Origin of the sequence: Snodgrassella sp. CFCC 13594 (genome assembly GCF_001590725.1) — a bacterium.
GTDB lineage: Bacteria > Pseudomonadota > Gammaproteobacteria > Burkholderiales > Neisseriaceae > Snodgrassella.
In genome coordinates this window covers 1-6,210 of record NZ_LQXR01000034.1, presented here as the reverse complement: position 1 = coordinate 6,210, position 6,210 = coordinate 1, and the positions used below count along the sequence as shown (strand labels likewise).

Annotated in this window: 10 protein-coding genes and 1 tRNA gene; 1 reads left to right on the top strand and 10 read right to left on the bottom strand. The window is 41.2% G+C overall.

The genetic code is table 11. The features are described 5' to 3' along the window. Positions 1–797: 797 nt before the first annotated feature. The 7 genes from A2F46_RS11290 to A2F46_RS11265 form a co-directional block, all read right to left on the bottom strand. Positions 798–1,154 (bottom strand): hypothetical protein, encoded by a 357-nt coding sequence (locus A2F46_RS11290; protein WP_066570542.1) that lies wholly within the window; start codon positions 1,152–1,154, stop codon positions 798–800. Positions 1,155–1,473: 319 nt separating this feature from the next. Beyond that, positions 1,474–1,962: a hypothetical protein gene (locus tag A2F46_RS11285; protein WP_066570539.1), complete on the bottom strand. Its 489-nt coding sequence runs from the start codon at positions 1,960–1,962 to the stop codon at positions 1,474–1,476. Positions 1,963–2,091: 129 nt separating this feature from the next. Further along, positions 2,092–2,787 carry an antA/AntB antirepressor family protein gene (locus A2F46_RS12715; RefSeq protein ID WP_066570537.1) on the bottom strand — a complete coding sequence of 232 codons (696 nt, stop codon included), beginning with the start codon at positions 2,785–2,787 and terminating at the stop codon, positions 2,092–2,094. Positions 2,788–2,800: 13 nt separating this feature from the next. Then, positions 2,801–3,145, bottom strand: a complete 345-nt coding sequence (locus A2F46_RS11275; protein WP_066570531.1) for a S24 family peptidase — start codon at positions 3,143–3,145, stop codon at positions 2,801–2,803. Beyond that, a complete protein-coding gene (locus tag A2F46_RS11270) occupies positions 3,142–3,396 on the bottom strand; it encodes a hypothetical protein (protein ID WP_066570529.1) in 255 nt (84 codons plus the stop codon). Before A2F46_RS11270 ends, A2F46_RS11275 begins: the two co-directional genes overlap by 4 nt. After that, on the bottom strand, positions 3,393–3,548 hold the full coding sequence (locus A2F46_RS12360; RefSeq protein WP_156471636.1) for a hypothetical protein: 156 nt from the start codon (positions 3,546–3,548) through the stop codon (positions 3,393–3,395). Before A2F46_RS12360 ends, A2F46_RS11270 begins: the two co-directional genes overlap by 4 nt. Further along, a complete protein-coding gene (locus A2F46_RS11265) occupies positions 3,545–3,790 on the bottom strand; it encodes an AlpA family transcriptional regulator (protein WP_066570524.1) in 246 nt (81 codons plus the stop codon). The genes A2F46_RS12360 and A2F46_RS11265 overlap by 4 nt, the downstream gene beginning before the upstream one ends. A 148-nt stretch (positions 3,791–3,938) precedes the next feature. On the opposite strand from A2F46_RS11265, the gene A2F46_RS11260 reads away from it, so the two are divergent. Then, positions 3,939–4,553, top strand: coding sequence for a hypothetical protein (locus tag A2F46_RS11260; RefSeq protein ID WP_066570522.1), 615 nt, complete (start codon positions 3,939–3,941; stop codon positions 4,551–4,553). Between the two features lie 3 nt (positions 4,554–4,556). On the opposite strand, the gene A2F46_RS11255 is transcribed toward A2F46_RS11260, so the two are convergent. From A2F46_RS11255 to A2F46_RS11245, 3 genes are all read right to left on the bottom strand, one after another. Beyond that, positions 4,557–5,057: a site-specific integrase gene (locus A2F46_RS11255; RefSeq protein WP_231867788.1), complete on the bottom strand. Its 501-nt coding sequence runs from the start codon at positions 5,055–5,057 to the stop codon at positions 4,557–4,559. Positions 5,058–5,068: 11 nt separating this feature from the next. Beyond that, complete coding sequence (locus A2F46_RS11250) at positions 5,069–5,716, bottom strand: integrase arm-type DNA-binding domain-containing protein (RefSeq protein WP_066570518.1); 648 nt, start codon at positions 5,714–5,716, stop codon at positions 5,069–5,071. 175 nt (positions 5,717–5,891) lie between these two features. Next, positions 5,892–5,981: transfer RNA gene (locus A2F46_RS11245), tRNA-Ser, on the bottom strand. Between the last annotated feature and the right edge of the window lie 229 nt (positions 5,982–6,210).

The window sequence follows — 6,210 nt, the reverse complement described above, 5'->3', positions numbered from 1 at the left end:
CCTTATTTTCTGCTCAATACTGGGTGCGATTTCTAACATGGTTAAATATTCTTGTATATACAATTTGTATATACATAATAGGGGTAGTCACAAGATAATGCAACCCGTCCCCATTTTCGGGACTAGTGCCGTTTTCCGAGGCATCCCCTTTTTTGGTACTGGTCAGCGTTGGAATTTCCGACGGTCGTGGCGTTTTGCCACGGTCGTTGTGTTTTGCCACGCGTATGGAAACCAGACGAGCGTATGGAAATCAGACGGAGCGCCGCATTGTTTTGATACGTTCGTATCGTTTTGATACAACCGTATCGATTTGATACGCCTGAGCGCATTGATTTAATGCGGCCGCATCGTTTTAATGCGGGCTAGCGTGTTGTTTTGACAAGATTGTGTCGTTTTGACATATGTCGATTTGACAAGATTGTGTTGTTTTGACATGCAAGCCAAAGCGGAAATTTTTCGCCTAAGTGAAAGTGAATATCTTGCACATGCAGATTCTGCACATGCAGATGTTGCACCTTCACTTTCTGAACGTTCGCTTTCTGAACGTTCGCCCAACTTGTTGATTTTCAACGTAAGCCCAGAAGTGGGCCAACGGTAATGATTGATAACACACTGATTTAATGGCAAACCTCAAAATTGAGTTTTGTAACCACTCCAGATTTGGACGGTGTACTGATTCGGTACGTTGTTACCGATTCGGGACTGTCCTGATTCGGTACGTTGTTACCGATTCGGGACTGTCCTGATTCGGGACGGTTGTCACTGATTCAGGCAAGGATGGCTCAGATTGAGGCACCCTATTTAGTTTTGCTACCAGAACCGTCATGCCACTGCATTGTTAGCGCATGGCTGATTAGATTTATGCCTATTCCAAGCGGGATTGCTGAAATGAACAGCGGAATTAATTGCAATGAAAACTCGACTTGACTAACAACTTCCTTATTCTGCTCATTCATTAATGCAATTATGTATAAAACCATTAAAGATACAAAATATGTTCCCAAAGCCGCCAAACAGGGCAAAATTCCAGCAACAATAAATCTTAACGGTTTGTTGATTTCCATTTTAATTTGGTACCTAGCAATCACAATAGATAAAATAATCACCAGTAACCCAATACCAAAAACAATATAAGCCACAACAGTCCCACTCATAAATTACTCCCTCAATTACTTCACGTTTTGCCGCCCATGGGTTTTCTTCATTATTTTAACCATACTTCAGAATAAAAACAGCATGACAAAATAACCCCTAATATGGCTATATATAATTAGGTGGTCAGATTCTGACCCACTGAATTGCTATATAGGTCAAATTCTGACCAATAAATGGCCTTTTTTGCCTATTTTTTAATCAGCCACAAAAACTTATCGGTCAGATTCTGACCTATATATTTTTTTATTGGTCAGATTCTGACCATCTCAACCTAATTTTAAGCCAAGAAAAACCCCTAATCTCTTAGGGGCTGTTTCACTACATGACCAATTTTAGCTTGGGTTTATGCTCAACATCGGAGGCCATCCAATAGTTTAATGGCTCTTCAGTAGGCGCTAAATCAATCTTGCTGCGCCCATGTATGTCGGTGCAAGGGTCTATATTAAAAAAGGTGAATGCGTACAAATGGGGCCGCTTTCTGTCACCCTGCTTAGTGAGAATAATAAACCCCTTGTCCATGAGCTCATTCCGGGCTTTACGCAATGTTGTGGTTGATTTCCAACCATAGGTTTGCATTACCGAAAAGGCTACACACAAATCGCCATTGTTTTTTAGTGGCAAATATTGGGCCATCATGTCGACCAGCAAAGCTTTTGCAATAGGTGATAAGCCTGCATATTCCTTGCTAGTAAGTAACTTATGAGGCATGGGTACATAGGTGCCACCGCCAAATGATTGCTGGCTGGCAATTTTAGATTTCTTGTAATTCTCGCGTTGTTTATTCCGTTCTCGGATTTCGCTACCCATAGCAGATAACCCTCAAACTTCTTGTCACTACTCCAGGCATCCAGTAGAATCTCCGCTTAATTGATGGATTGAAAGGGGCGGCTACCCCTTCCGTTAATGCTTTGTCCAAGCGTGATTACCTAACGGTTTTCACGCTGTTTTCTTTTCTGGCTGGCTGAAATACTCAGCAAGTTTGGCTACGCCTTTACCTGTAAACAGCGCTTGTGTGTACTGCCTGCCGTTAGCGTCTGATACCCCAGTAACCTGTACCATATACTTGGCATCCAAGGCCTTGCTGGTGGCTTCAATGCGGCCATTGCGGTATATCCATCCAAAGGCAATTAAAGTCTGCTTTAACACTGGCTCTTTTACCTTCAAATGCTTGGCAGTCAGCCGGAAATTAAACGCCTCGCTACGGTCACTCAATAAATCCAGCGCCTTGGCTTTAGGTGCGGCAATACTTAACTGGTCTTGCAAGTCCGCAGCCAGTCGCAGTGCTTCAGAAAACGTCTTAGGCAAGGCTATCTGTGCTTGCTTGGCCTGTCGTTCGCAGTCAATGAAATATCGGCGTGCTTCACGGCCTTTGGCATTGTTCTCTACCATGCTTAATTCTTTCGCCATGCCTGTGTTGATAAAGTATTCAACAAAGAAACCACCGTTTACTAAATTTTTAGTAAGCGTTACAAAGTCTACATTTTCAACAAAGCCATATTTTTTAATTCGATTATTGATCCAATCATTGAACCGTGTTTTTACCTGCAAAAAATCATGCAAATCACGGGCATTTACGGCTTGCTGCTCTTGTCCATCAAAATTAGCTTGGTCAATCTTAATCAATGCGTTCATGATTATTGTTCCTTTAAAGCCAAGTGTTTTTCAATACGCGTCGAACCTTGCCCAAAATCCGAAAACTGTTTTCGGGCGCATACTCACAACCATAAATCGTGTTATCACACATAATGGCAATATCTCCTCTCCGCCTATCCAGCCTACGAACGGTGACAGACCCAGCTATCTGTACCAAATAGATGCCACTTCCTACATAACGTCCTTTACAATCGACAATATTAATAAAATCGCCACGTTCAATGGTTGGCTTCATTCCATCCCCCCTTGGTTTTATATAAAAATCACCATCAATTTCAAACATAGGGATGGGCTCGCGTGGGCTTTGTCTTTGCAAAATCAATTTGGGCATATTCATGCGTCTAATCCTTTCTTGTTCCCGTTTTTCTCTTCCGTCCATGCTGCTTCTACTTCCTTTATTTCGCTATCACATGGGCCAAGCGTCTCGGTCAAAAAATCGCCAATTTCGGCCAATTGCTGTACGGTAATTGGCCGATCGTCCTTACTGGCCAGCCTAATGGCTTCAAATAATGAGCCTAGCCATTCCAAATTGCATTTGTTCCCGTACATAGCATCAAGCAAATTCACAGTGCCGTATTTCTTATTCATGCTGCCACCCCCTCAACTCGCGCCACTACCCATTGACCATTGGCACATACCAGATTAAACCGACCTGCCCCATTCGCTAATAAAAGGTCAATAAACCGACTTGCCTCGTCTTGGCTGCTAAATGTACGCAGCTCGTTTACTTTCAGTTTCATGCCACTGCTCCTTTTTTCATAAATTGCGGTTTGTTGTCTAATCCCTGCTCACGAGTATCAACCCATGCTAGTACCTCTTCACGTCTCCATAAACTACGGCCTCCTATCCGTAAAGGCTTTGGGAACGCATCATTGTGCATAGCTCGGTAAAGCGGGCTTTTTGATGCCCAATCAAAATATGATTGGATAACTTCGGTTGGCCATAAAGGGCGTTCAAATTTGCTATTTACATCTAGACTCATAGTAATCTCCATGTATTCATTATTACTTTACGCATTCATAATGATTGCGTATTGATAAATAATAATGCATTCATTTTGAATGCGTCAAGCCTTTTCCTTTGCGTTTTATTATTTGTGAAATACAATATAAAAAAATGGAGATAGACAAATGGCGACTAAACCTAGAAAAACCGTAAAATCAGAAAATCTTACAATTAGATTGGACCCACAAACGCGCTTTCTCGCTGAAATGGCATCAAGAGTTCAAAAACGCAGCCTCTCTTCATTTGTAGAATGGTCCGTTCAAGAATCTTTTTCTTTTATAACTTGGAGAAATGCTTCTGGTGAATTAACTTCACTTAATGACTTATTGAATAATGTTTGGCATGTAGATGAATCTGAAAGATTCATTCGGATGGCATTATCAAATCCTGAATTATTAACTTTTAATGAACAATTAATTATTGATTCTATAAAAACAGAATTTAGGAATATATTTTTCAACAAACCACAGAAACATTTTGATTATTCAAACATAAATAGAGTAAAATTAAGAGAACTTTGGCCTCAATTAAATCAAGCCATAATTGATGGCGATTTTACTATTCATGATAATTTATTAAATATGGACAAAATTGCTTCTGCAGCTAATACTGAACGAGAAGGTTATCAAAGTCTAATGCGGGACTTATTGGAAGCAAAAAAAAACAAAGGAATGGACGAGGTTTATAAAATTATAAAAACCTGCCTTCATGAATATGAAATTGAAACACGTCCGTTGTAACAACTAGGCTAAACATCTTACTATTCTTGCCCATTCTTCTAGCATGGCTGACCGTTCTTCGTAAAATGTTGAACGTAAATAGGCGGCCATAGTCTTATCACCACCACCCTTTGCATGAGCCAGTGCCGCATCTATTACAGCTTCAGGATAGCCTTGTTCTTGCATACAAGTGGCTGCCAATGCCCGCAGTCCATGCGCTGTGCTTCTTATCCCTGCTCGCCTTAGCGCCATCCTAGCGGTTTCGCTGTTAATATGCCCATCCAGCTTGCGAGATTCAAATAGAAAAACGCCAGCAACATTGATGGCTTTTATTTCTTTCAGCAACAAAAGTAAAGTATCAGACAGCGGCACAACATGTGGCTTGCCTCTTTTCATATCATCCGCAGGTATAGCCCACTGTTTTTTCTTAACATCAATATCAGCCCACTTGGCCTTTGCAGTTTCGCTTGGTCGAGTCATCGTCAACAACTGCCAGTAAATAGCTAGTCTGGCTTTAGCATCCACTGAGCCACTTTCTAGGGCACTAATGAGGCTAGGCAGCTCTTCAGATTCAAGTGCCTCAAAATGGCCTTTATCAGCCTTCCGGAAGCTTGAGAATCAATCGCCAATACGGGATTAAAATCGATCAACCCCGTGGACACGGCATAACCGAATAATAACTTCAGACTGCTTTTGACACGCCGCAAATACTCCAATACGCCGCGCTCTTCCATGGGCCGCAATGCTTCAGCAATATCGAATGGTCGAATTGATCTCACATCCCTACCACCCAATATAGGTAAAATATTCGAGTCAATGGCCGCTTTAACCTGATTTACATATTTGGTATTTTTCTTTTGTGGTGCCCATCGTTCAAACCATGAGGCATATACACGCTCAAATTGGTATCGGCTGTTATCTTCAGCTTGCTCATTTATAGATAGCCCCTTAGCCAAACGTTCTCGCAATTGCTCACGCCACTGTCTGGCTTCCTGAAGAGAATAAATCGGATATTCCCCTAAAGTTTTAGACTTTCCTTTGTCGTACTGAAACACCCATTTCATTTTTTTATTAGGATATATATACAACACCAACCCAAAGCCATCATATAGCTTTTTTAGTTTATCGCTTTTTTTTACAGCTTTGATGCTAGCAACAGTAAGAGGGGTAACAATTCTAGCCATAATGACAGGATGAATAAAGTTCGAACTGGCTCATCCTGTCATACATACTGTTATTTTGTCAAAAAATAGAGAAACCAAAAGAAACGTAAAAATACCAAAAGACAAATTATAATATTGATTTATAAGGAATTGTGTAAATAATAGATACAAAAAAACACCCTTCAGGGTGTTAATTTGGCGGAAGCGGTGAGATTCGAACTCACGGAGGGCTCGCACCCTCGACGGTTTTCAAGACCGTTGCATTAAACCGCTCTGCCACGCTTCCATCAATGAAGCCGAGATAATAGCGAAAAAGAGACGCCTTGCCAAGTCTGTTTCTTAACCTGAATGGCAATAAAATACTAACTGGCTCTTTTTATTTATGATGTTCTTCTCTTAAAAATACCCATTCACGCTCTGAGGAGCTTGCTGCATCATAATGATAGCCTTCTTCTGCAAAATCTTTCAGTGCATTAGCCTCGGTTAACGCGTGTTCAGCTGCATAGCGAACCATC